This is a genomic window from Spiroplasma endosymbiont of Polydrusus pterygomalis, from assembly GCF_964030825.1.
Taxonomy (GTDB): Bacteria; Bacillota_I; Bacilli_A; order Mycoplasmatales; family VBWQ01; genus Spiroplasma_E.
Genome location: NZ_OZ034964.1, coordinates 327,930 through 353,933, shown reverse-complemented (window position 1 = coordinate 353,933; position 26,004 = coordinate 327,930). Strand labels below are relative to the sequence as shown.

General features: G+C 22.9%; 29 protein-coding genes. 16 read left to right on the top strand and 13 right to left on the bottom strand.

The window, feature by feature from the left end; translation table 4 throughout:
* Positions 1-203: 203 nt before the first annotated feature.
* From ACQH25_RS01770 to plsX, 4 genes are all read right to left on the bottom strand, one after another.
* Positions 204-2,324, bottom strand: coding sequence for an ABC transporter permease (locus ACQH25_RS01770; RefSeq protein WP_425381541.1), 2,121 nt, complete (start codon positions 2,322-2,324; stop codon positions 204-206).
* A 190-nt stretch (positions 2,325-2,514) separates the two neighbouring features.
* A complete protein-coding gene (locus ACQH25_RS01765) occupies positions 2,515-3,393 on the bottom strand; it encodes a hypothetical protein (protein ID WP_425381540.1) in 879 nt (292 codons plus the stop codon).
* 2 nt (positions 3,394-3,395) lie between these two features.
* A complete protein-coding gene (gene rnc / locus ACQH25_RS01760) occupies positions 3,396-4,118 on the bottom strand; it encodes a ribonuclease III (RefSeq protein WP_425381539.1) in 723 nt (240 codons plus the stop codon).
* A 27-nt stretch (positions 4,119-4,145) separates the two neighbouring features.
* A complete protein-coding gene (plsX, locus tag ACQH25_RS01755; RefSeq protein ID WP_425381538.1) occupies positions 4,146-5,174 on the bottom strand; it encodes a phosphate acyltransferase PlsX in 1,029 nt (342 codons plus the stop codon).
* Positions 5,175-6,294: 1,120 nt separating this feature from the next.
* On the opposite strand from plsX, the gene ruvX reads away from it, so the two are divergent.
* Positions 6,295-6,714, top strand: coding sequence for a Holliday junction resolvase RuvX (gene ruvX / locus ACQH25_RS01750; RefSeq protein ID WP_425381537.1), 420 nt, complete (start codon positions 6,295-6,297; stop codon positions 6,712-6,714).
* A 17-nt stretch (positions 6,715-6,731) separates the two neighbouring features.
* Positions 6,732-7,361 (top strand): uridine kinase, encoded by a 630-nt coding sequence (gene udk, locus ACQH25_RS01745; protein WP_425381836.1) that lies wholly within the window; start codon positions 6,732-6,734, stop codon positions 7,359-7,361.
* A gap of 237 nt (positions 7,362-7,598) precedes the next feature.
* Here udk and ACQH25_RS01740 read toward each other — a convergent pair whose 3' ends face one another.
* On the bottom strand, positions 7,599-10,670 hold the full coding sequence (locus ACQH25_RS01740; RefSeq protein ID WP_425381536.1) for a DNA polymerase III subunit alpha: 3,072 nt from the start codon (positions 10,668-10,670) through the stop codon (positions 7,599-7,601).
* 265 nt (positions 10,671-10,935) lie between these two features.
* Between ACQH25_RS01740 and ACQH25_RS01735 the strand changes: the two genes are divergently transcribed.
* A complete protein-coding gene (locus ACQH25_RS01735; protein WP_425381535.1) occupies positions 10,936-11,655 on the top strand; it encodes an ankyrin repeat domain-containing protein in 720 nt (239 codons plus the stop codon).
* On the opposite strand, the gene thiI is transcribed toward ACQH25_RS01735, so the two are convergent.
* The 6 genes from thiI to ACQH25_RS01705 form a co-directional block, all read right to left on the bottom strand.
* Positions 11,650-12,825, bottom strand: a complete 1,176-nt coding sequence (gene thiI / locus ACQH25_RS01730; protein ID WP_425381534.1) for a tRNA uracil 4-sulfurtransferase ThiI — start codon at positions 12,823-12,825, stop codon at positions 11,650-11,652. The genes ACQH25_RS01735 and thiI overlap by 6 nt on opposite strands.
* A gap of 21 nt (positions 12,826-12,846) precedes the next feature.
* Positions 12,847-14,541 (bottom strand): hypothetical protein, encoded by a 1,695-nt coding sequence (locus ACQH25_RS01725; protein ID WP_425381533.1) that lies wholly within the window; start codon positions 14,539-14,541, stop codon positions 12,847-12,849.
* Positions 14,542-14,581: 40 nt separating this feature from the next.
* Positions 14,582-15,355: a type III pantothenate kinase gene (locus ACQH25_RS01720; protein WP_425381532.1), complete on the bottom strand. Its 774-nt coding sequence runs from the start codon at positions 15,353-15,355 to the stop codon at positions 14,582-14,584.
* A 2-nt stretch (positions 15,356-15,357) separates the two neighbouring features.
* On the bottom strand, positions 15,358-16,032 hold the full coding sequence (locus ACQH25_RS01715) for a diadenylate cyclase (RefSeq protein ID WP_425381531.1): 675 nt from the start codon (positions 16,030-16,032) through the stop codon (positions 15,358-15,360).
* A 299-nt stretch (positions 16,033-16,331) separates the two neighbouring features.
* Entirely contained in the window at positions 16,332-16,910 is a 579-nt protein-coding gene (gmk, locus tag ACQH25_RS01710; protein ID WP_425381530.1) for a guanylate kinase, read from the bottom strand.
* 17 nt (positions 16,911-16,927) lie between these two features.
* Positions 16,928-17,482 (bottom strand): RsmD family RNA methyltransferase, encoded by a 555-nt coding sequence (locus ACQH25_RS01705; RefSeq protein ID WP_425381529.1) that lies wholly within the window; start codon positions 17,480-17,482, stop codon positions 16,928-16,930.
* Positions 17,483-17,582: 100 nt separating this feature from the next.
* On the opposite strand from ACQH25_RS01705, the gene def reads away from it, so the two are divergent.
* Both def and ACQH25_RS01695 read left to right on the top strand, forming a co-directional pair.
* Positions 17,583-18,173 carry a peptide deformylase gene (gene def / locus ACQH25_RS01700; protein WP_425381528.1) on the top strand — a complete coding sequence of 197 codons (591 nt, stop codon included), beginning with the start codon at positions 17,583-17,585 and terminating at the stop codon, positions 18,171-18,173.
* A 146-nt stretch (positions 18,174-18,319) separates the two neighbouring features.
* Positions 18,320-20,032, top strand: coding sequence for a ribonuclease J (locus ACQH25_RS01695; protein ID WP_425381527.1), 1,713 nt, complete (start codon positions 18,320-18,322; stop codon positions 20,030-20,032).
* A 147-nt stretch (positions 20,033-20,179) separates the two neighbouring features.
* Here the strand turns inward: ACQH25_RS01695 and ACQH25_RS01690 are convergent, their stop codons facing one another.
* Entirely contained in the window at positions 20,180-20,308 is a 129-nt protein-coding gene (locus tag ACQH25_RS01690; RefSeq protein ID WP_425381526.1) for a hypothetical protein, read from the bottom strand.
* 283 nt (positions 20,309-20,591) lie between these two features.
* Positions 20,592-21,893 carry a hypothetical protein gene (locus ACQH25_RS01685; RefSeq protein WP_425381525.1) on the bottom strand — a complete coding sequence of 434 codons (1,302 nt, stop codon included), beginning with the start codon at positions 21,891-21,893 and terminating at the stop codon, positions 20,592-20,594.
* Between the two features lie 651 nt (positions 21,894-22,544).
* Here ACQH25_RS01685 and ACQH25_RS01680 point away from each other — a divergent pair.
* From ACQH25_RS01680 to ACQH25_RS01630, 11 genes are all read left to right on the top strand, one after another.
* Complete coding sequence (locus ACQH25_RS01680) at positions 22,545-23,036, top strand: hypothetical protein (RefSeq protein ID WP_425381524.1); 492 nt, start codon at positions 22,545-22,547, stop codon at positions 23,034-23,036.
* A gap of 15 nt (positions 23,037-23,051) precedes the next feature.
* A complete protein-coding gene (locus ACQH25_RS01675; protein ID WP_425381523.1) occupies positions 23,052-23,174 on the top strand; it encodes a hypothetical protein in 123 nt (40 codons plus the stop codon).
* Between the two features lie 22 nt (positions 23,175-23,196).
* Positions 23,197-23,331 carry a hypothetical protein gene (locus ACQH25_RS01670; RefSeq protein WP_425381522.1) on the top strand — a complete coding sequence of 45 codons (135 nt, stop codon included), beginning with the start codon at positions 23,197-23,199 and terminating at the stop codon, positions 23,329-23,331.
* Complete coding sequence (locus tag ACQH25_RS01665) at positions 23,331-23,513, top strand: hypothetical protein (protein ID WP_425381521.1); 183 nt, start codon at positions 23,331-23,333, stop codon at positions 23,511-23,513. Before ACQH25_RS01670 ends, ACQH25_RS01665 begins: the two co-directional genes overlap by 1 nt.
* Positions 23,514-23,518: 5 nt before the next feature.
* Complete coding sequence (locus ACQH25_RS01660) at positions 23,519-23,650, top strand: hypothetical protein (RefSeq protein WP_425381520.1); 132 nt, start codon at positions 23,519-23,521, stop codon at positions 23,648-23,650.
* A gap of 122 nt (positions 23,651-23,772) precedes the next feature.
* Entirely contained in the window at positions 23,773-23,946 is a 174-nt protein-coding gene (locus ACQH25_RS01655; RefSeq protein ID WP_425381519.1) for a hypothetical protein, read from the top strand.
* On the top strand, positions 23,946-24,656 hold the full coding sequence (locus ACQH25_RS01650) for an ERF family protein (protein WP_425381518.1): 711 nt from the start codon (positions 23,946-23,948) through the stop codon (positions 24,654-24,656). The genes ACQH25_RS01655 and ACQH25_RS01650 overlap by 1 nt, the downstream gene beginning before the upstream one ends.
* Before the next feature lie 101 nt (positions 24,657-24,757).
* On the top strand, positions 24,758-24,943 hold the full coding sequence (locus tag ACQH25_RS01645) for a hypothetical protein (protein ID WP_425381517.1): 186 nt from the start codon (positions 24,758-24,760) through the stop codon (positions 24,941-24,943).
* A gap of 167 nt (positions 24,944-25,110) precedes the next feature.
* Positions 25,111-25,632 (top strand): hypothetical protein, encoded by a 522-nt coding sequence (locus ACQH25_RS01640; RefSeq protein WP_425381516.1) that lies wholly within the window; start codon positions 25,111-25,113, stop codon positions 25,630-25,632.
* On the top strand, positions 25,632-25,787 hold the full coding sequence (locus tag ACQH25_RS01635; protein WP_425381515.1) for a hypothetical protein: 156 nt from the start codon (positions 25,632-25,634) through the stop codon (positions 25,785-25,787). Before ACQH25_RS01640 ends, ACQH25_RS01635 begins: the two co-directional genes overlap by 1 nt.
* On the top strand, positions 25,787-25,978 hold the full coding sequence (locus tag ACQH25_RS01630) for a hypothetical protein (RefSeq protein ID WP_425381514.1): 192 nt from the start codon (positions 25,787-25,789) through the stop codon (positions 25,976-25,978). The genes ACQH25_RS01635 and ACQH25_RS01630 overlap by 1 nt, the downstream gene beginning before the upstream one ends.
* The last annotated feature ends 26 nt before the right edge of the window (positions 25,979-26,004 follow it).

The window sequence follows — 26,004 nt, the reverse complement described above, 5'->3', positions numbered from 1 at the left end:
TACGCTTAGTAATCAAAGGGTATACGGTTTATCTTAAAGGACTTTAATTTATTATAACATACTTAAAAACTTATTAAAAATTATTTTAATAAGAATTTTTGAATTATAAAACTAAGCATTATTGTTGACTTATGTTTTACAAGTGTTAAGATTAATATACAATTGCATATAAAGTCTAAATTATTCTCGTCTAACTTTATAATTTAAAGACAATTAATGAATATTATAGACAACATCGTTATGCTCCCATTATTCATAATATTACGTAAATTACTAATATCATATACCAATGATAAACCAGGACTAATACCTTTATTTTCTAAGTATCCTAATAATGGAATTTGTGCTAAATCAATATTATAATCATTTTTAGTACTAATAATTGGTAAATAATGTTTAAACTCATTATCACTAAATTTACTTAATTTACTATTAGCAAAGTTATTTATTAATAAATTATTTTTACTACCAAATAAAATATCATTTAGTCATGCTTTTGGCATTAATATTATTTTTGGATCTAGTTTACTAACATAATCATAAGCAATGCCAATTATGTACTTTGTTTGGTTATCTAAACCTTTATATGTATAGATAATACTATTATTAAGTGCTTCGCCACCATTATAAACATTACCAATTGAAGGTAAAACAGAAGTTGCCATTGGAATAAATTGAACAGCACTACTATCTGGATTTTTAATTCCTAATGTTGTAATTAAATTATTACGAGTACTAATAAATTTTTTATCTTGTCAATTACTAGAAATTTCCATATCTTTTAAATTTAATCTGCAAAAAGCAGAAAAAGAACTTACACTAAAATTTGGCGATAAAAATTCTCCTAAATTATCATCAATACCATAAGCAATTCTTGATGCAGCTCAATATTTAAAAGACTCTTCTGATAAAGTTTGACTATTATTATCAAAAACAGCACCAGGTTGATTAGGAAATAACTGATTAGCATCATTAAATGCTAATTGTGTATATGGTACTTCATTTTTTTCTTGATAAGGAATTAAACCAAAAGTTATCATTAAATCAGTATTATTTTTACCATCATTATTTGTTAAATAATTAATTAATATTTTATTTTTTGCTAAAAAAGCTTTAATTATTTCAGGAATTTTTTCTGGATTAGCATCAATTCATTGTTTTATTTTTAATAACTCACTACCCATAATATAACGATTTTGAACATTAATCATAATTGATTTATCAGGTTGTTGTGGATCAAATTGTTCAATTGCTGCTAATAATTCTGGATATAATGAAGCTTTGTCTTTAATATTACTAACACTATCAACTTGATACATTAATTTATTTTCTTTACTAATAAAATTATTTTTAATATTATTATCAAACTTATAACTATTTTGATAATTAAAATTAGTTCCAGCAAATTGTGAACCTAACATATTATTAACTAAACCACTAGCTGCTACTGCAAAAAATACTAATGTTGCAGCAAAAACACCAGTAAAACACATAATTAAGACTTTACCAAAACTACGAATTGAAGTGGTAATCGCTAACTTATTGCGATAATTAAAACTACCAATTACATACTTTTTAATAAAACTAAAAGTTAAACTAATATTTATTTTATATTTTTGCTTTGAACTACTATTAGTTATTAAAACTAGTGGTTTATTTCTTAATAAGAATAATACTAATAAAAAACTAATAAAAGTTAAACAAATCATTGGAATAACAAGCACTAATACAGATAAAACAATATTAAAATACCAACCATAACTAATTAAAGCCACAGTGCCAATATTAGTAATATAGATTAAAAAATGAGCAACTGGAATCGCAATTAAAACTCCAATAATAGCAAATATGATTAAAGGAACAATAATTGAAATTACTAATGACATACTCAACTGTCAACTTTTATATCCTGTTGCTTTTAAGACACCAATTAATTTTTTATTATGGTCAATCATCTTAAAAGTAATAATAAAAATAATAATGGTAGTTACAATAAAAATCAAAATTAAAAATAAACTAGAAATTTGAGTAATAATATTAATTCTATTATTAATAGTACTAAATGTTCACTCTTCTACACTAGAATACTGATAAAGAGTATTAATATTTAAAGGCGAAATTATTTTATTATAGTCAATGCCATTATTATAATATTTTGTACTTTTATTATTAGTAGGTGCTTTATAACTGGCATGCAAATAGTTATAAATTCATTCATTATTTATTTGTCAATCAATCTCTTTGGCATGATCAGGATTAAGACCTAAAAAAAAATCAGCAATAATACTACTAAACTGTTGCAAATCAGTTTTAATTTTACGCATTGTATTACCATTAGTAAAAGCAACAGTATTATTTTTTAAATCAAGTGAATTATTAAAATAACGTCCAACAAACGCTGCTAAAGAACTGGTAGCATAACCACGAATAATAAAAGATTGACCAGCAATGACATAAGTTTGGCCAAGATGTAAATTATTTAATTCAGCAAAGCGTTTATAAATTAAAATTTCATTATCTTGTAATGGTTTTTTCTGTTAAACTAGGCCCACCATCGTTAACAATAATTGCTTTATTAATAACATATTCAGATCCTGTTTCAATAAAAGCAAAATTTTTACTAGTAATTAATAAATCATTAACCATAATAGCATGTTGTCATTGAATATTTTGATATAACATTCCCATTGACATGATTTCATATAATTGGGCTTGATTAATAATATCGTTTTCATGATAAGTTCTTTTCGCATATGATAATTTATCTTTAAAATTATCATTATAAAACTGTAGCGCGGTCTCACTAGTAATCATGAAATTAGTTGCATTTGTTGGTTGTGATGAGTCATATAGATATTGATTAATAATATCAGTATATTGTTGTACCGTTGCTTGATGAGTATCATAGTTTGGATAATTAATAGGAATCTTAATTTTAAAATCAAGATAATCATGACCAGTAGCATTAAAAAGATCATCACCAATACCAAAATATTGTTCACTATTATCAGCACCACCATGAAAAGTAAAACGGTAAATATCAGGTCTTGCAAGATATGGTTTTGTTAATTGAAATGTAGCTTTTGCCATTTTTTCTTTATTAATAGTGTTATCTTTGCTGTAATAATTAATATTATTTAAAAAAGAAGCAATTTTACTATTGTCTTCACTATATTTTCCATTAAATTGAACATTTTCGATAGGTAAAAAATATGTATATTGATTAAATTCATTATGAACAATATCATTAACATATTGATTAAATAAATAATTATTAGAAAAATTTAATGATAAAAAAGAAATAATCATAATCATTACCAAAAATCCTAAACCAAACAATTGTAATAAATTATTTTTCTGTTCACGAATATAATTACGCAATAACTTAAACATGATTATCCCTTCTTTATACTGTCACTTACTAATAAATTAGATTTTGATAATTTTGCTAAAGCTGATTTTGCTGCTTCTTGTTCAGCTTTCTTTTTATTTGTCCCTACTCCTTTCCCCATTAATATTTTATTATCTAAATAAACATGAACAATAAAATAAGTAACATTATCTTTTTTAATTTGTTCAACAGTTTTATAATTAATAGGATCACGCTTTTCTGCTTGCACTAATTCTTGTAATTTAGTTTTATAATCAATAATAGTTTCCAATTGATTAGTCTTAATTAATTCAAATAATGTTAAATCTAAAATTTTTTTAACGGCACTATTTCCTAAATCAAGATATACTGCAGCAAGAAATGATTCAAAAACATCTGATAAAATACTTTCACGTTGTTGACCACCTGTATTTTTTTCACCATTTCCTAAAAATAAATAATCTTGTAAACCTAAGGCAATCGCTACTGCTGCCAATGTTTCCTGCCTCACTGCCTTACTACGTAAACTTGTTAATTGTCCTTCATCTTTATTTGGAAATAAATGTCAAATATAAGTTGAAATACTTTCGCCTAAAATTGAATCACCTAAAAATTCTAATCGTTCATATGAATAATCTAAATTATGTTCATTTGAAAAGGAACGATGAGTAAAAGCTTCACGATAATTACGATTAGATTTAATTTTTTCTAAAATAGTTGACTTTAAAATATGTTCAATATTAATCATATTTTTCTCCTTAGTACTTATTATAAATTATAATTCTTGAATTTGTTTAGCTATTTTATTAGTAACATCTTGCTCAATAGCACGAATTAAAAGTTTTAAAGTACTATAATAAGATTTTTTATCACTAGAACCATGCGCTTTAAAAGCAATGCCATTAATACCTATTAATTGAGCACCACCTGTATTTTTATAGTCAAATGTTTTTTTTATATTTTTAAAAATACCAACCGATATCAAAGCTAAGAACTTAGTTCACAAGTTTTTTTTATAACCATTTTTAATTAGTGTAAATAATAATGATGCCATACCTTCTACTGACTTTAAAACTAAATTTCCTGAATAACCATCACAAACAATAATATCAACTTCACCATTTAAAACATTTCGTGGTTCAATATTACCGTGAAAATTTAAAAAATTAAGTTTTTCATTTTTTTGTGTTAATTGTTTTAATTTAGCATATGTTGCTTTTGTAACTTCTGGACCTTTATTTTCTTCAATGCCAATATTCAATAAACCAATCTTAGGTCGTGAAATATTTTGAATAGTTTGAGAATAAATATGTCCCATTAATGCAAAATTTATTAATTCATCAACAGTATTTTCAATATTGGCTCCAACATCCAATAATACTACTTGCCGATCTTTTATTAAAGTAGGCATAATTGGCATAAATGCCGGACGTTTAATGCCTTTAATTTCACCTAATAAAAAATGACAAGCACCAAGATAAGCAGCAGTTGAACCAGAAGTCAAAATACCATCTGCTTTTTTATTTTTAACTAATTGAATTGCTTGACTCATAGAAGAATTACTCATCCTAATCCCAGCAAGTGGACCATCATTCATAGTTATTACTTGGCTTGTTGCTAATATTGTTATTCTTGGTGATAAAGGTTTATTTTTCAACAAAATTTGCAAGTTTCCATTAATTTCTTTTTCATTGCCAACTAAAAAAAATTCAACTTCTTTGAATTCTTTAATAACTTCTAACGCTGCAGCAATAGCAGGTAAACTACCATGATCTGAACCCATTACATCAAAAGCAATTTTCATAGTTCCTCCTAAAAACAAAAAAAATAATGTAAGAAACCTTAAAACTTATAATATTAATAATTTAATTATACGTTAATTTTTTAATAGGGTAAAAATTAATAATCCAACTAATAAGTTAAAATTATTTTTCATTACTCACTAACAAAAATAAAAAACAATTTTTCTATAATTATTTTTTATATTAATTTTCTAAAAAAATAATATAAATATTTAAATTAAATAATTTTATTAATTGTCTTTTAATATTTATATTAGTTTTCTACAAAGACAAAAATCTTTTTAGCAATAAAAAATACTTTAAAATGAAAAACTAATATAAATATTAAATATCTTATCATAGTTTTACTAAAATCAAAAGTAATGAAAGAATTAATAAACTATTAATACATTTATTAATGTTAATTTAGTTAAATAAAATATAAATTTTTAATGTATAAAATTTTCAAAAAATAAAATTTTAATTAAATATATTCTATTGTATTTTATTTAAAAAGTTCTAAGATATAATCGCTTCTTAAATTTTAAGAAGCGATTTGGGGAAAAATCAAAAAAATACGTAATAATACTATTTGCAATTATTAAGTAGTAATTTTTTATTGTCCTATTTTTAAACTCTTACAAATTAATAATATTTTTTAGAAGTATTTAATTCTATTAATAAAATATATTTTAAATTTTATTTTACTTGTAAAAGTAAAATTTTTATAACTGAAAGGAAAAAACAATGAAACATTTATAAAAGAAAAAATTACTAAATAATGTTGGACGATTTGGAGAAAAACAAAAGAATTAAAAGATAATGATAACAACTCATAATATGAAACTGAAATTAGAAATAATTCTCATGAATTACTTTCAAATATCAACAAATATTATATGAAAATAAAAAATAACAAATAATTGAATGTTGAACTAAGAGAACTACTTTTCCAGATAACACAATTATTTTTGAAATATTTTCAATTAAAACTGTTATAAAATTAAAATTATGCCAATAAAATTAATTTGTTACTAGTAAACCTATTAATAAAATTTACTAGTAACATTTTTCAAGATATTATAACTAACAAAATAAATATATTAAATTAAAATCATTAAAAATATTAAGTATAATAAAATTATGAAGTATTTAGGCATTGATTTAGGTAGTAAAACATTAGGACTTGCTTGTGGAGAAGGAAAGATTGCTTTTTCTTGAAAAACTATTCGTTTTCCTGAGCATGATTTTAAAAATGCGATTATGCAATTACAAAATGCAATTAAAGAATATCAACCGAATATTCTTGTTTTTGGTTACCCATTAAATATGGATGGTACTGAAGGTCTTAGTACAAAAATTGTTTTAAATTTTATTGATAATTTTAAATTAATTGAGAATAATGATAAACTAAGTATTATCTTACAAGATGAAAGAAGAACTACTTATTCTTCACAGCAAATACTAATTAAAAATAATGTTTCTAAGAAAAAAAGAAAACAAGTTAAAGATCAATTGGCAGCTGCTATTATTTTACAAGCATATTTTGATAAAATAAATTAATCTTATGTTTATAGGAGATAAGTATGAAAAATAAAAAAATTAATCTAATTGCTATTGCTGGTGGCAGTGCCTCTGGAAAAACAACGGTAGCGGAAAAAATTGCTGAAGCATGTAATAAAAAAAATGTTGTTTTTGTACAAATGGATAATTATTATCATGATCTTAGCATTCTAACACCTGAAGAAAGAAAAAAAACTAATTTTGATCATCCTAATGCGATTGATGTGAGATTATTAATTCATGATTTAAAACAATTATTACTTGGTAATACAATTGAAGAACCAATTTATGATTTTAAAATTAATAGTCGTAGTAAAAATACAGAAATTATTGGTCCTGGTGATGTTATTATTTTGGATGGCATTTTTGCTTTAGAAAATCCTATTATTCGTGAACTAGCTACTATTAAAATTTTTGTTGACACTGATAATGATACTAGATTACTAAGAAGAATCAATCGTGATGTTAAGTCTAGAAACCGTAGTCTTGATAGTGTTTTACAACAATATGCATTAACTGTTAAGCCGATGCATGATGCTTTTGTTGAGCCAACTAAACGTTATGCTGATATTATTATTCCCTTTGATTTTCATAATACAGTAGCTATTGATATTATTGTTACTAAAATTAAAGCAATCATTAAATAATTTATTAAATTTTTGTCCTTATTTTTAAACTGCTAACAAAATGCAATTTATATAATTAATTTTATTTTTGTTCAAAATTAATTGATAATTTTAATAAATATTATCTTATCTTTGTATCACTAAATATCTTACTAAGATTAAATTCTGATAATTAATGATATTTTGATGATAATTATTGCAGGCAATAATGCTTAATTATTAAGCAATTAAAGACACTAAAAAATATTAGTTATTTTTTTATGATAAACTTTTAATTATTCTTGATAAAATTAATTGAATATTATCTTTATAAATTTCTACTCTTGCTTCCATTAAAATCACTTTATTAACTTGCAAATACTCTTGATATATTTGATATAGCCTTTCAAAAACAGTTACTTCAATGACATTACTATCATTTTGGATTTCAAAAAAAGCCATTAATCTTTTATTTTTAGTTCTGATTACTCTAACAGTATTAATGATGCCATACACTCTAACATGCTGACCAACATAATTATTAATATATGCTAAATCAATAGCTTTATTATGAGGATCTAATTGCTCTTTTCATAATATTCTAGGATTAAATTTTAAATAAAGACCTAAAGCACGATGTTCATTAATGCTATTATTATTTCAATCATCTTCTCGCTGCAACATAATTGGTTTAGCAATTAAATTAAAATTCAATGTTATTTCATTACTATTTTCATCTTTTACTTGTACCATATGGGCATAATCTAACCCAGCATCTAAATTTAATAATAACATTGTGCGATTTGGTCCAATTTCATCTAAAGCACCAGCAGCAATTAAATGTTCAATATTTTTTCGGTTTAAACCAATAAATATTGCCCGAGCACAAAAATTAAAAAAATCTTGAAAAAATCCATTCTTGGTACGTTCTTTAATTAAATTACTACAAGTACCTTGACTCATTTGTCTAATTGCTTGCAAACTATAACGAATAGCTTTTTTAGAATTGTCAATTAAAAAATCAATACCAGAAAATTGAACTGATGGTGGCAAAATTTTAATTTGATATTTTTGACATTCATTTAAATATTGTAACATTTTTTGATCATTACCAATGACACTGCTTAATAATGAAACCATAAATGCTAATGGATAATTTGCCTTTAGATAAATCAAATAATAACTAATCAATGAATAGGCAACAGCATGAGAACGATTGAAACCATAGCCAGCAAATTTTTCAATATCTTCTCATATTTTTTTAATAATTTTTGGTGAATAACCTCGATTAATCCCACTCTTAATAAATGATACTGCTTGTTCTTTCATAATTACAGTATTTTTTTTGCTGATGGCACGACGAATTAAATCAGCTTTTCCTAATGAATAACCAGTAATTTTCTGTAAAATTAATAATATTTGTTCTTGATAAATAATAATGCCATAAGTTGATGATAAATAAGGTTTTAAATCTTCATGAAGATATGTAACTTTTTGTTTTTTTAATTTACGATTAATATATTCTTCAATATACTTTTGTGGTCCTGGACGAAATAATGAGGAAGTAGCAATAATATCTTCTAAATTATCAGCTTTCATTTGCATCAAAATTTGACGCATTCCTGAAGATTCTAACTGAAAAATACCGGTTGTATCACCATTCTTAATAATATTAAAAGCTTTTTCATCATTTAACGGTAATTGTGATAATTTTAAATTTAAAAAATAGTGTTCACTTACTTGTTGTAAAATATTTTGTAAAATTGTTAAATTACGTAATCCTAAAATATCCATTTTAATCAAACCAAGAACTTCTAATGTTTGCATTGGAAATTGAGTTTGATAAATACCTTGAAATCCTAATTGTAATGGAACAGTAGTAACTAATGGTGCTTTGGTAATAACAATTCCGGCAGCATGAGTACTAGTTTGACGCGGAAAACCAAGAATTTCTTTAGTTAAAGCAAATAATAATGGATACTTATTGGCATACCAAGCTAATTTTGGTGATTGTTTAACTGCGATATTAATATCAAAATTATATTCAATTGGTATTAATTTTGTTATTTCATTAATATCTTCAATATTAATTGCAAAAACTCTTCCTAAATCACGAATTGCCATTTTACTAGCGATTGTTTGAAAAGTAACAATATATGCAACATGTTCCTTACCATACTTTTGATGAATATAACTAATAACTTCATCTCTTCTAATATCTTCAAAATCAATATCAATATCTGGTAATGATATTCTTTCTGGATTTAAAAATCTCTCAAAAATTAGATTATAAATAATGGGATCAACATCAGTAATACCTAACACATAAGCTACTAAACTACCAGCAACACTACCTCTGCCAGGACCAACCATGATATTTTTACTCTTGGCAAATTTAACATAATCATTAACAATTAAAAAATAATCAGCAAAACCCATTTCATTAATTACTTGTAATTCATATAAAATTCTTTTAACATAAGTTTCAGGAATTTCACGACTTTGAAAACGTCATGCTAATCCTTGTTTACATAATTCTTGTAAATATGAAACACTAGTAAAATTAGCAGGACAAATAAATTTTGGTAAACTTAATTCACCATTATGTGGTTTATTTTTAGGATATTTTAAATTGCATAATCAAATAACTTTTTCAATGTTTTCAATAATATCATTAGGATAATATTTAGCTAATTCTTGTTTAGTTTTATATAAAAACTGATTACTCTTTACTAAATCTTCTGCTTTTAATGTTTTTTGCTCTTTAATAGTTTGCAAAATTTGATAAGTACTATGTTGTTTTTCATCTAAATATAAAACTAAATCAATTGGAACAATATTAGATGTAATTGATTTAAACAATGCAATATTTTCCATATCACTAGGTACTAAACCAAAATAGACTAATTCATGACTTGTTGAATTTAAAATATCATAAATATTTTTAATATATCTAACGTTTTTTTTATTAGCATGAATAATAACTAAAACTTCACGTGTTTCATTAAGATATTTTTTGACATCATTAGTACTAATAATATTATTATTAGTACTAATAGCAGTAGATAATGCCATTAATCGTTGATAACCAGCATATGATGTTGCCATAATTGTTAATTCAACTTTATCAGTAGCACTTTCTCAAATGCAGTTTAAACCAATTAATGGCCTAATGTCATTTTCTATACATAAATTACAAAATTCATAAGCACCATACATTACATTTTTGTCAACCAAAGATAGCACTTTTAAATTATTCTTTTTAGCAAATTCAATATAATCACTTATCTTAATAGTTGATGAAAGAAATGAATAATTAGAACGAACATTTAAATTAACTATATATTTCATATTATCCCCTACAATTCTTGAATGAGTTATATTACAAGTTAATTTTAACATCATTTTTTCTTACTGGCTTATTCTTAAATTATTATTTTTATTATTTAAATAATAAAACACTGAAAATAATTTTTTATTATTACTAATAATATTTTCAGTGTTTTATTAAAAAAATAAGTTTTTTTATTTTTACATGATACAATTTTTTCAAATTTAATTGAAAAACTTTAATGGTAAAATAAATGAGTTTTTAACTTAAAGGGGGAGAAAAATTATGAACAAAAAAAATGAACTTAAATTAATAAATGCTATTAAAAACCAAGATTTAAAAAAAATTAAGAAACTAATAAAAAATGGTGCTAATATAAATGGAATTTGAGATGGTAAAATTCCATTAATATATGCTGCTAAAATTGGTGATGAAGCAATAGTTAACTATTTAATAGCAAATGGTGCTAATGTTAATTATCTAGTTAAACATAATACTCATGATTTAATAGCAAACTTTGAATATTTTTTACAATTATCTGTCAAATATAACTTTTGAAATAAATATAGTCGTTATTTTGATATTATTGATTTTGTTACTAAAGAAGGTGACACACCGTTAACAATAGCTGCCGAAAATGGTTATCCAAAAATAGTTGAAAAATTAGCTTATACAATTTATGAACAAGAAAAATGAAAACGATATCAATGGCAATTACCTAATTTTATTAATATTTCTACTGATAAAAACGTTAAAACACTTCAAGAATTAGCTAATGATGTTCAAAAAACAATAACTGGTATTGATTTTAAAGACCCAAGCCCATATCAAACATTAGAAACAAATTTAAATCTTCTTAAATTAAAAATTAATAATGAAATATTAAATAAAATTAATGAAAGAGTAGAAAAGAAAAAATTTTCCTGAGTGAAAGAAGCAAATGCCATAGATTTCCAAAATGAAGGTGTTAGAAGTAACAAAAATAATTACTGTTCTATTTTATAGTCTTTTCTCAATTTCATTAAAAGTATTTATTAAAATTTGTTCTCAATCAATTAATTGTTTTAATTCATTTTCTAAAAGTTGACATTCCTTAATTTTTGGTTGGGTAACTGGATTTTTTGGCACAAATAATGAACAACAATCAGCAAATGGTAAAATTGATGTTTTATAAGTACCAATCTTTTTAGCAATATTTATAATATCAAATTTGTCTTCAGTAATTAAGCTACGCAAAATTGGTAACGTAGCAACAATGTTAATTGCATTAATACTTGCTAATGTTTGCGAGGCAACTTGACCAAGTGCTTCACCAGTTGCTAATGCTTGAATTTTATATTTTTCGGCAAATAAATTAGCAATTCTAATAAACATTCTACGCATTAAAATAATCCGATAATTTTCCTTTTTAAGATGCGTTAATTCATTTTGTAAATTTGTAAAATTACATATATATAAATTTTTACTACCAGCATTATAAGGCGCTAAAATTTGAACTAAAGTTTCTACTTTTTTTAATGCTGCTGGTAAAGTAAAAGGTGGAGTTGCAAAATGTAAATATTGAACTTGTAATCCTCGCTTCATTAATTTATAGGCAGCTACTGGTGAATCAATACCGCCACTTAATAATAATAATACTTTACCAGAACTACCTACGGGAAGACCACCGGCACCAGTAATTTTATTTGCAAATAAATAAATATCTTCCTTGTTAACTTTAATATTTATTTTTAAATCGGGATTAATAACATTAACTTTTAAATTAGTCCTTTTTAAAATCATTGCTGCAATAATTTTAATAATTTGCTCTGAATTTAAAGGAAAACTTTTATCACTACGACTAACGAAAAGTTTAAATGTTTTAGCATTTGTTAAATCTTGATTTAAAAATAATGACATTACTTTTTCTGATAATACTTCGATGTTTTTATCAATGCTAAAAGCAGGTGACAACGAACTAATACCAAATATTTTCACTAAAATATTAATAACATCATTCATTATCGCCAGAGATAAATTAGTTAATTCTATTCGATCATGAAAATGAATAATTTTTATTTCTTGATAATCACTAAGAGCATACTTAATATTTATTTTTAATTGCTTAATAAAATCAATACGATTTTTACTTTTAGTTGTTAATTCACCATAACGAATAATAATAATTGGTACCATTAGTTTTCCTCTTTTTTAAATTTATTCCATCAACTCTAATAATAATGTTAATGCTTTTTGATTATGATTATTATTAATATTGTTTTCAATTTCATTAAATTTATTATTTAGTTGTTCATTAATTGAACGATGACGATTAGCATAAATAAGAGTTAAATGTGATAATTTATGAATAATAATTTCTATTTTTAATTCAGTATAAAGATGAAAAATTTTATTTTGTAAATCATTAAATTTACTAAAAGCAATACTATCATAATCATTATTTTTAAAATTTAAAATAGTATCATTTATTAAATACTGTAAGTCATTAAATTTTTTTTGATAAACTTCATTTAAATAATAAAAATTAATATTATTTAAAATATTCTCAATTTGCAACATCATTGAATTAATTTTATCAACATAAGTTTTAAATTTAAGTTTTGATTTATTTTGTTCATTCAACAATTTATTATACTCTTTTAAACTATTAAAAACAACAATACTATGCTCAAATAATGCTGCTAATAGCAGCAATAAGGTTTCACAACTAGTAGTTTTTATTGCTTTTTGATGTTCAATAATTAATAAATTATCAAAATGATTAACACTAGTTAACTGTTTATTAACAGTATTCTCTAAATTAATTAGTTTAGCATCTGCTATTATCTTAGAATTAATTTTATTTGAAATAATAATTTCATTTTTAATATTTTGAAATATTTCATTAAAATTAAAATTCATGACCAAAAATTTTTCATAATTTTGTTTAAAAATACGATAGAATATTTGTTCTTTATCAATTTTATCATTAAAGCAAGCAATTAAGTTTAATATTTCTTGCGTTTTAACTTTCGCTTTCTTATATTGTAAATTATTAATTTGCTTATTAACAATATTTAATTTTTCATTAATGTTTGTTACTAATCGTTCATATTGTGAAAGTAAAATATTATTTATTTTTATGATCTGATATCTATTTTTTAATGAAATCATTTTTTGTTCAATATCATATGTAATAATATAACGAAGTGTTGGTAAATTATCTAAAATTTCTGCTAATGTTACAATAGCGATTGCAATTTCACTTAAAATAGTAATAATTTGACTAATATTAATAGCATTAATATTTGTCTCTAATTTTTTAAACATATCATTAATTATTTTAATAATTTCATCTAGTTGTTCTGGATTAAGATCATTTTGCAAATTAAGTTTAATGGTTTGATCTTGTAAATAATTAAAATTTTGTCTAAAAAATAATTGATATTCACGTAATAATTGGTCAATACTAATAAAATAATCGATTTCAATTGTTAATAATTGCAAATAATATTTTAAATTATTACTCTTATTATTGATTCTATATATTAACTTATATGCTTTTCAAAATTCTTTATTTTTTTGTAATTTCAAAACCTGCATATAATTTTTAAAAACTTTATCTAAATCTCTTTTTAAAAAAAGATTATAGCGACTAATTCAAATTCCTAAAACATTAGTATACTGTTGATTTACTTGTACAATCTGATTAATACGATTTAATCTTTCTTTAATATTAACATTTTGCATATATTGTAAATTTTTATAAATCATAAATTGTTTATTTTTATAAGAACTAAATATGACTAATAAACATGTCAAAAAAATAATAGTAAAAATTAATAAACTAATAACAGTCATTGTAATAATTTGGGCAATAGTCAATTGATAAACTTTTATCATTGTCAACATCTTTTATCTTCCTTTCCTGTTTGTAAACATACTAAAAAATTTAAGTTGCTTTCTTATTAGTTTCTAAAGTATTTACAATGGCAATTAAACCTAAAAATAACATTTGTGGTTCATAAATATAAGAAAAATCAAAATAAGATTTTAAAATTGGGACACTACCACCTGTTAAAATAACAGGTAAATTATTAATATTTATTTCATTATGAATTTTCATAACAATACCATTAATCATGGCACTGAATCCATAACCATAACCAATAGATAACGCATGATTAGTATTTTTCCCTAACATTGATTGATAATTTTTAATTTCAAAATTTGAAAGTAAGGCGGCATTGGCAATTAATGCATCCTTGCTCGTTCCAAATCCTGGTCCAATAATAATGCCAACTAAAACATTATTAATAATAATACTATAAGTGGTAGCAGTGCCTAAACTAACAACTATTGCATTATGATACTTAGTATAAGCAGCATATGATAATGCTATTAAATCACTACCTAGTTGCTGATTTTCTAAATTAAGTTGTAACGGCAAAGAAGTTAATAAATTAAAATCAATAATTAATGGTTTTAACTTATATGTGGTAATAATTAACTGCTTTATTATTATTAAAAACTTGGGTACAACACAACTGATAATCGCTGCTTCAAAATATAATTTTTGATTTAACTTAAATGCTCTTTTTAACTGCTCAATTGTATTTTTACTTTTGGTTTCAATTATTGGTCATTCTTTAATAATTTCACTATTGTTAATCATAGCAATCTTAATTAATGTATTACCAATATCTACTAATAATAAGTTTTTCATTATTATACTTCTTGCACCATTTCTTTAGTTGAAGCTAATTCATCATATAATGTACGAACAAGATTATTTAAATTTTCAACTTGTAAAAACTTACCACTACGAGCTATTGAAACTGAACCATTAGTTTCACTAATAACAACTGATACAGCATCAGTTTGTTCTGATATACCAATTGCAGCACGATGACGCGAACCAAATTGACTAGATATTTTTTTATTAGTTAATGGAAAATAAGTAGAAGCACATTCAATACGTCCTAAACGAATAATAACAGCACCATCATGCAATGGTGACCCTTTAATAAAGATAGATTGTAATAATTGTGACGTTACTTCACCATCTATTTTTACTCCTAAGTCAGTATATTCATTTAGTGAAACATTTCTTTCAATAGTAACTAGTGCTCCAATTTTTTCTTCTGCTAATTTAATTACTGCTTCTGCTAAAACACTTGCTAACATTCTCTTTTCTGAAGTTGCTAATAATTTCATATGAGATTTATTCCTTGTTGTTCATCAAACTTTTTTACCACGAATAAAAGTATTCATTACTACTAAAATAAGGATTGTCATTAATAAAGAGATGGTTATTCCAAATAAAATTGCTACTTCAGCAACTATTGTTCCGCTATCTGCTTGAATTATAGTTGAAATATTCCTTAAAAGTAATTCACTCATATTAAAACACCACCATTTTTCTATTTCCTTTTATTATTTAATTATAAAGTAAAAAAATAATTTATGACATTATTAGTATAACAACTAATCATAAATTACAAAATACTACTTTTAATTTTTTTTAAAAATAGTATTTTGCTTTTATATAACTTTATAAATAATATTTTCAAAGTTTTTGAATTTCACTTCAAAGCAGTAACAGCAGGATACTCAGCAACTATTTTATATTAAATGAAAATATTAAAAACTTATACTTAATAAATTAATTATTTTTTTAACTTTGAAATCGAAATAAAAAACTAATTAATATTATTTTTAATAATATCGGTTATTTCTTTAACAGCAATATCTAAATCATCATTAATAACAATATAGTCATATTCATGCTGAACTTTAAATTCTTCTTTTGCTTTATTTAATCTTTTTTCAATAATTTCTTCTGATTCACTAGCACGCATACGAATTCTTTGCGCTAATTCTTGATATGAAGGAGGCATAATAAAAATACTTATAATATCATCACGATATTCATAGTTTTTTAAAACTTGACTAGCACCATCAACCTCAATTTCTAAAATAACATTATAACCTTGATTTTGTAAATTTAAAACATAACGCTTACTAGTACCATAATAATTACCAATAAAATTAGTATATTCTAAAAAATCATTAAGTTTAATATGTTTTAAAAATGTTGAAACATCAACAAAAAAATAATTAATACCTTCTTGTTCTTTATTACGTGGCTTTCTAGTTGTCATTGAAACTGAATATGCTAAATTTAATGATTTATTAGTAAATAATTTACTAATAATTGCACCTTTACCAACACCACTTGGTCCAGAAAGAATAATTAATTTTCCTTTTTTTTGTGCCATTTAAATTCTACCTTCTACTATTCATCAAATTGAATTATTTTAATATATATTTTACCGTATTTTTTATTAGATACTACTTTAAAATGAAAATTTAATTGTAAATCTTCAAGTGGAACATTTGTTTCCAAAATAATTAAAGCATTATTATTAAGTAAATTATTTTTATAAAAAAAATCAATTATTCATTGTTGACAAATAATATTAGCAAAAGGTGGATCAATAAAAACAATATCACAAGGTTTTGTTAATGTTTTACTAAAAACTTGATAATCAAAATTACTTAATTTAACTTGTTTTTGCAAATTACAAGCAAAACAATTTTGGCTAATAATATCACAAGCAGCTTTGTTAATATCATTTGCAAAAGCAAACTTTGCTCCTCGTGATAAACTTTCGAAAATTAAGTTACCACTACCGGCAAATAAATCAACAACAATCTTGTCTTCAAAACAACAATAATTTGTCATTATATTAAAAATATTTTCTTTAATACGATTTAATGTCGGTCTTGTTGATAAACCTTCCAAGGTCATTATTTTTTTTCCTTTTAATTTTCCAGCAATAATTTTCATGTTTTCTCCAAAATTTAGTTTATAATAACTTTATCATTAAATTTAATAAAAGCAAATTTGTGTAATTTAAATTTACACAAACTTTATGAAAGGGCCTGGAATGTTAAAAAAATTACAAAATGAAATACCTGCAGCAAATTGAATTACTGAAGATACAGAACCAAGTTTACTAGAACCATGTGCCGATGTCATTTTACCATTAACACCAAAAGATGAAAAAATTATGAAACGAATGATTGATTGAGTAAAAGCATCACAAAATAAAGTTTTTAATGCTAACAATATTTTAACAGAAGCTATTGGTATTGCTGCCCCCCAAATTGGAGAAAATATAAAAATGTATTATATTTTATTACCAATACCTAATAAAGATGAAACCATTACTTACTATGAACATGCATTAATAAATCCCAAAATTATTGGTAGAAGTAAACAAATAGCTTATTTAAAAAAAGGTGAAGGTTGTTTAAGTGTCACTAATCACCCTCATGAAGGTTTAGTACCACGCAGTTATAAAATCAACGTTACAGGTTATGATTATTTAAAAAAGAAAAAAGAAAATTTAACCGTTAGAGGCTACGAAGCAATTGTTTTTCAACATGAGCAAGATCATTTAGAAGGCAAATTATTTTATCATCATATTAATAAAGATAATCCTTGACTTAATGATGAAAAATGGATTATGATATAAGATAGAATAATAAACTTAGGTTTTTAAGTTACTTTATTATGGTTAATTATAATTTAATAAAATAAGTAAAAATATATTACATTTTTTATGTTATGTTTTAATATTATTTATTTTTAATATTTTAAAATGAAAAAAGGAGAGAAAATATGATTGATACACCAACAAAAAATAATGTACCGATTAAAAAAATCGTTACTAAAGTTTTTGCTCTTGGCGGTCTAGAAGAAGTTGGCAAAAATACTTATGTAATTGAACAAGATAATGAAATTATTATTATTGATGCAGGAGTCAAATTTGCTGATGCTTCCATGCCTGGTATTGAAGCAGTAATTCCAGATTATAGTTATTTAAAAGAAAATAAACATAAAATTAAAGGTATATTTATTACTCATGGTCATGAGGATCACATTGGTGGTATCCCTTATTTATTAAAAGAAATTAGTGATATTCCAGTCATTTATGCTCCCAATTTAGCAGCAGCTTTAATTCGTCATAAAATCAAAGACAAGGGAATAAAATCAAAAATAAAAATAAATGTTGTTGATGGCAATAGTAAAATTAAAACTAACAAATTTATTATTAGTTTTTTTGCTGTTAATCACTCAATTCCTGATGCCTATGGAATTTGTATAGAAAACTCAAATGGCACTGTTGTTACAACAGGTGATTATAAATTTGATTGAACACCTTTAGGTCACAAAGCAGATATTGATAAAATGGCACAAATTGGTCAAAAAGGAGTGACATTATTTTTAGCAGATTCAACTAATGCCGAAGTACCAGGTTATACCATGACAGAAATGATTGTTGTTAAAAGAATTAGCGAAATATTCGCTAAAGCTAAAGGTAGAATTTTAATTTCTACTTTCGCATCTAATGTTCACCGTTTACAACAAATTATCGAAGTTGCAACAAAACATAATCGAAAAGTTATTGTCGTGGGACGAAGCTTAGAACGAATTGTTAATGTGATTCGACAAATGGGGCATTTAAAAGTTCGTGATAGTTCATTCATTAAAGTAGAAGAAGCTAAAAAATATGATAATGATAAAATTGTTATTATTTGTACCGGTTCACAAGGTGAACCAATGGCAGCATTATCAAGAATTGCTAATCGTGAGCATCGTCAAATAAAAATTATTGCTGGTGATACAGTAATATTTTCTTCATCAGCAATTCCTGGTAATCGTGCTGATGTGGAAAGAGTAGTTAATAAACTAACACGACTTAATGCTATTGTTGAAGAAAATTCACCACTAAACTGACTACATACTTCTGGTCACGCTTCACAAGAAGAACAGAAATTAATGTTAAACTTAATAAAACCATCATATTTTATGCCAATGCATGGTGACTATCGAATGTTAAAAGTTCATAAAGAAACAGCAGTTTCAATTGGAATACCTGAAGAAAAAGTATTTATTTGCGCTAATGGTGATCCAATTATTATCGATAGTGGTAAATGTTCTTTAAGTGATAAACGAATTGCTGCTGATCCTATCTATGTTGATGGTGGCAAAGATATGTCTGGAGTAACAACAGCAGCTGTCATCCGTGATCGACAAATTCTTTCCAAAGATGGTTTAATTGCAATTGTTGTTTCAATTGATTCACAAAATAATAAATTACTAGCACCACCAACATTTATTTCTCGTGGTTCTTTCTATGTTCGTGATGCAGCACCTTTGGTATCAGAAGCAATATCATTATTAACAAAAGCTATTAACGAAGTATTAAAAAGCGAAAGACCTACTTTTGCTACAATAAAAAATACTATTAAATCAACCTTAGCACCTTATATATTCAAAAAGAAAAGAAGAAATCCCTTAATTATTCCGGTTATATTAAATAAAAAATAAACTTTAATTTTATATAAAAGAAAAAAATTAGATGGTAATCTATAAAATGATTAAAGAAATAAATCATTAACTTAATAAAGAACAAATAAAATTAAAAGTATAAAATTACTACTGTAAAAATTTATCAAATAAAAATAATGAAAATATTTATAAAATTTGATGATTATTAATACTAATACTTGCTACAAGTTTACTATATGATGATTTTGAATTTATTTCATTTTTATTTTTAATTATTATTTTGAATTTTAAAGAAAAACTTGTAATTGTTTTCAAAAGAGTGATTAAAAGTTAATATTGCAAAGCAACTTCTTAAATTGAATGATATATTCCTGTACTTGTAGAACGTTGATTTTGTAAACCAATTTGATTTGTTGTTATATCACCAGAAAAACTTGAATTTATGTTTAATTTTAATAACTAGCAACTAAAGTATATACTTAAAAATTGAAAAAAAACTGCTCAATTTGAGCAGTTTTAAAATATTAATGCCATATTTCAACACCATTAATGAAAATAAAACAATAGATTAAAAACTATATTTAGTTTATAGAAATATTTAATTCATAATATTAATAAAATTAATATTAACTAATTTAATTGAAATATCAGCAGTTCCATCACCAGAACGAGTAAAAAATCATTTAAAATAAATATTTTCATTATCATGTCAAATATTTAAATCTAGATTTGCATAACCATCAACAGGATATTGACTGCTATCATGACCCATATAAATATTTAAATGATAAAGTGAATTAGTATTTCCAGAACCCTGATTATTTAAAATTTTGTTTGTATTACTATTATTAGAAAATGATTCTGATACATCTTCACTATGAGTTTGTGACCCACCTGATAAAGATAAAGATGATTGATTAAATTTAAAAGTTGGATAAATTTTTAAAAACTCATCTCAATTTTTAGAATATTCGGTTCATTTCAATAGTTTATATGTTCCGGAATTATCATTACTTCATGAATATGAGTCACTTCAATAATAATCTAAGTTATTTTCTATATTATTTTTATTTCATGTATTGTAATAAATATCAATTAGATTATTATTTTCATCAAAAATCCAATTTAATGAATAATTTTTCGCAGTTAGTTGCATTGGTGAATTATATAAAAAATTATAAATTTCTTGATTATTAATAATTAAGTTAACAATGGTAGTAGTTAATTTATCACTAATTTGTCCTTTTAAGCTAGATTGATTAATAAAATATTTGCTTAATTGTTCTGCAATGGATTTATCAATTTTATTATTTATTTCAGCTTTAGCAATATAATATAAACCTAGTGACTCACTTAAACTATTGCTATATTCCACTTTATTAGCACCTGCTTGTTGTGAAATATCAATATGTGTTTCAACTCCACCTTGTTGGATATACTGTCAATTATGATTATCACCACTAAAATATAAGTTAGAATATTCACTTTTACTATATAGATTATACTCATTTTTAATAGTAGTTACTTTTTTGTTGCTAATCATTTCTTGCATTGTATTTCCAATATCTACTTTATCCTTATCAGGAATAGTAATTGCTGGATTATAAACTAAACTACCGGTATTATTTACTAAAAAAATGTTTCGAGCATTGGCAAAACTATAATTTTTTAATGCAGATGTATCATAACTATAATATTTATTATCTATTATTGACTGATTAGTTATTATATCACTATCACTTAAATAACGATATTTATTATTAAATAATGCAGTTTGATTGTTATTATTATTTGTTTGTAAATTGTTAGTAACAGTAGTATTTTGATTAAAATTAGCAAATGTAATGCTTGAAATTGTTAAAGTTGTAATACTACTTAATAAAATTAAAAATTGTTTCATATTTTTAAACTCTTAAAATTAATTTATAATTTTAATAAAGATATAAAAAATATATCATCATTAAAATTATAACGATACTTAATTATATCGTTATGTAAAATTATATTATATTTAAATTATTTTGCAAGAAGTTTATTATATTTGAGCGCATTAACTTAATAGATAGATTTAAAAATAACAAGAACGATATAACTAAAATCGTTCTTTTTTTGTTAAAGAAAGAAATCTATATTTTGTTAAAAATTAAAACTTAATACACTGTCGTAGAAGTCTAATTGTGAGTACTTTATGTAAATACTTCTATATCAGAATAAAAGAGTAATTTATTAATTTTTATTGAATTGTTATTGTATGAAATTGAAATTAAGTTTATATAGAAATGCAATAATCATAAACCCTGTTCTTTAATTATTAATAAATTATTACATATAAAGGGGGTTATATATTATATACACACCTTACCAATTATATATTAACATAAAATAAATTAATTATTAAATATATATTTTTATTTACGTATATGTGCTTCACTTATCCAGAGTGAAAGCACAATATATTACATATACGAATTAATAAAAATATATATAAGCCTTTTATCACTGTGGTGATAAGGCTTATACGTAAAAAATACGTAATAGAAAGGAATATTATATGCCAAATATTAGTTTAGATTTAAAAAGTAAAATAGTAGAAACAAATAATGGTGGAATATTATTAGAAATTGGTGAATATGAAACATGATTTCCTAAACAATATACTACTATTGATGAAAAAAATAAAAAAATAGCATTAAAAATAATTGAAGATTTTAATTATAAATTAGGTAAAAAATCTATTAAAAATAATATTCAAAGTATTAAAGGTAGTGATATTTTAAAATATATTAAAAATATTCCAGATATTATTACAAATGAAAATGAATTAATATCTTGTGAATTTTATGAGCAATATAATGGTTATTATATTTTTATAAATGATAAAAATCAAAAATGTTTTAAATATAACATTACATGAGAAGAAAATAGAAAAAGTTTTAAAATAAATAATCCATATAATCATAATGATTTAGCAATAAATTATATTGTTACACCAATAAAAGATTTAGAAACTCATAATAATAAAATATTTTACTTAAATTATTAAAAAGGAAAAATAAAAATGAAAAAAATAATTAAAAAAATATATGAAAAGAAAACTACATTAATAATAATAAATATAATAGCAATAATACTAATAATAGTAATAACAATAGGATTAATATATGCATTTACAAGAAATTAAAAAAAGAAAGGAATAAATAATTATGTTTAATTTAAAAAAAATATATTTAAAAAATGAAATAAAAATATTTGGTTCATGTGATATTTGTCATAAAAATTCATCATTTACAAATAGAACTTGTAATAAATGTTTTTGAATATTAATAGGTAAAAAATAATGAAATGTAATATACATAATGAAATATATATATGAATTAGTGAAATAGATAATAGTTATTATTGTAATCAAGATATTAATGAATTAATTGAAAATGATATGTATTTAACAAGTGATAATTATGATAGATTATATAACTATTTTATTAATTTATTAGAATTAGAAAATTTTAAAGGAGCATAAATAATATGGATGATTATAATTTTATTTCAAGAGAAAAATTTATTAATTTTTTAGAAGAAAGTGAAAAAAATGGATATGAATTAATTAATATTAGATGATTAAAAAAAGAAATAGAAGATGGAGAGTTTATAGATTAATGAAAAAACAAAATATGCCAAAATGAGCAAATGATTTACAAATGTTTTTTAAAGATATTGAAAATGGTGTATATGGAGACAGTATTAAAAATGCATTTAAAAAAGAAAGTAGTGAATAAATAATGCCAGCACATAAGAAAAAAATAGAAGATTTAATTACTAAACAATTTATTATTAGACTGACTAAAATTGAGCATTATGAATTAAAAAAACTTTGTGTAAAAGAAGAAGTTACTATTAATAATTTTGTAAGAAATTTAATTAAAAATGAAATAACTAGAAAGAGTGATAAATAATGAATTTATATAAAAAAATACTTAAATTACAATTAGAAATTGGAAGTACACCAAAAAATGGTTTTAATAAATTTGGTAATTATAAATATTGATTATTAAGTGATATTTTTAATAAAGTTAAAGGATTATGTAAAGAATTTAATATTGTTATTATACATGAAGATATATTAACTATGGATAAAAAAATAAATTATTTAGATAAAAATGAAGTAGAAATATCTTATTTTAAAAGATATACAATTATAGATTTAGATAATGATAAAGAAAGTAAATATTTTGATATATTAGCATGTGCTAAAAATACAGATATAGCAAAAGCAAAAGGTAGTGCAGAAACTTATGCTTATAGATATTTTTTAATGAATTTATTATTATTAAGTGAAGATGAATTAGATCCAGATAATGATGATATTAATTTAATACAAAATAATAATAAATATCAAAATAATAATGTAAAAATACAAAATGAAAAATGAGAACCAAGTGAAAGACAATTAGATTATTTTGATAAATACATGATTACAAATACAGTTTTATTTGATGAATATATAAGAGAAGATATGGAAAAATTAAATCCAAATAATACTAAAGATTTTTTAATATTAATGGGTGAAAATTATTTAAAAACTTTATTTGATAAATTAAAAGAAATTAGAGAAAGATTTAAAAATTTAAAAAATAATAAAAGTGAATATAAAAATTATGAATAAATGTAAATATTGTCATAAGAGAATTTGATTAACTGAAAATTGATGTATGAAATGTTTAGAAAAAATAGTTAATAATTTAACTAAAAATAAGGAGAATAAAAATGACTAAACATGAATTTAATGAAAAATATAAGAAATACGGAATTAATATTGATAGAGACTTAGACTTATATGTTAATGATACATTTAAGTTTTCAAAAGTTGATATTTTAACAAAAGCAATTGAAGATTATAAGGATTTTATTAACTCTATACCAGTTGAATTAAGAAATTTTATAATTAATTAATGAAAGAAGGTATTATTAATGATTAATATTAAATCATATCATTGTTATTGTTGTTATATTAGAAAAACTTGTCACAAATCATATCTTCTACAAATAAAAATAATTGAAAAAATTAATAAAAGAATTTTACGAACTAAAATAAAATATCATGGAAAGAAGCATTAATAATGACTAATTATTTACTTTCAATTGATCCCTCAATAACAAATACTGGAATAACTTTATGAGAAAATAAAAAACCAATTTTAGTAACAAGTTATAGTTTTAAAAAATTTAATAATGATGAATGAAAAGAATTTAAACATGCAATATATAGAGACCATTTTTGAGAAACAAATTTAATTATAGAACGTGGAACTTTTAATTCAAAAAATGGTATTGGATATGAAACACAAGAACATCTTAGGGGATTTATTGCTGGTCAATTTAATAAATTATTAACAAAAAATATGTTAATAAGTCCTAGTGAATGACAAAATTGATATTTAAAATATGATAAATATGCTTATGGTATGGCATTTGCAAATGGTGTTAGTAATAAAAAAGAAAATTATTGAGATAAAAATAATTCATTAATAATAGGAAATAGATTAATTAAAGATAATAATTGAAATATAAAAGTTAATAATCATGATGAAGCAGATAGTTTATTAATTGGCTGATATTATTTAAATAAAGAAAATAAATAATGAGTAAAGCAAAAATAAAAGAATTACATACACAATCATTATGTGATAATTGAGGGAGAATAATAGTGAAAATTAAATGAAAGAAAATGGGTAAGAAAAAATTACATAAACATAAATTAAAAATTGAAAGAAATAAAAGAAAAGAGAATAAATAATGCAAAAACAAAAACAAGAAAAAGTATTACTTAAATGTATTGTTAAAGAATGTAATAGTAAAATATTAGTTACTTTAAAAACTTTAGATATAGAAAGTAGTGCAGAACAATTTTTTAATATGTGTTATTTTCATAAAAAACAATTTAAAAGTAAAGTTAAAGAAATAAAAGAATATTATAAAAAAGTTTAAACAAGTATAAAAAAAATAATGATGTA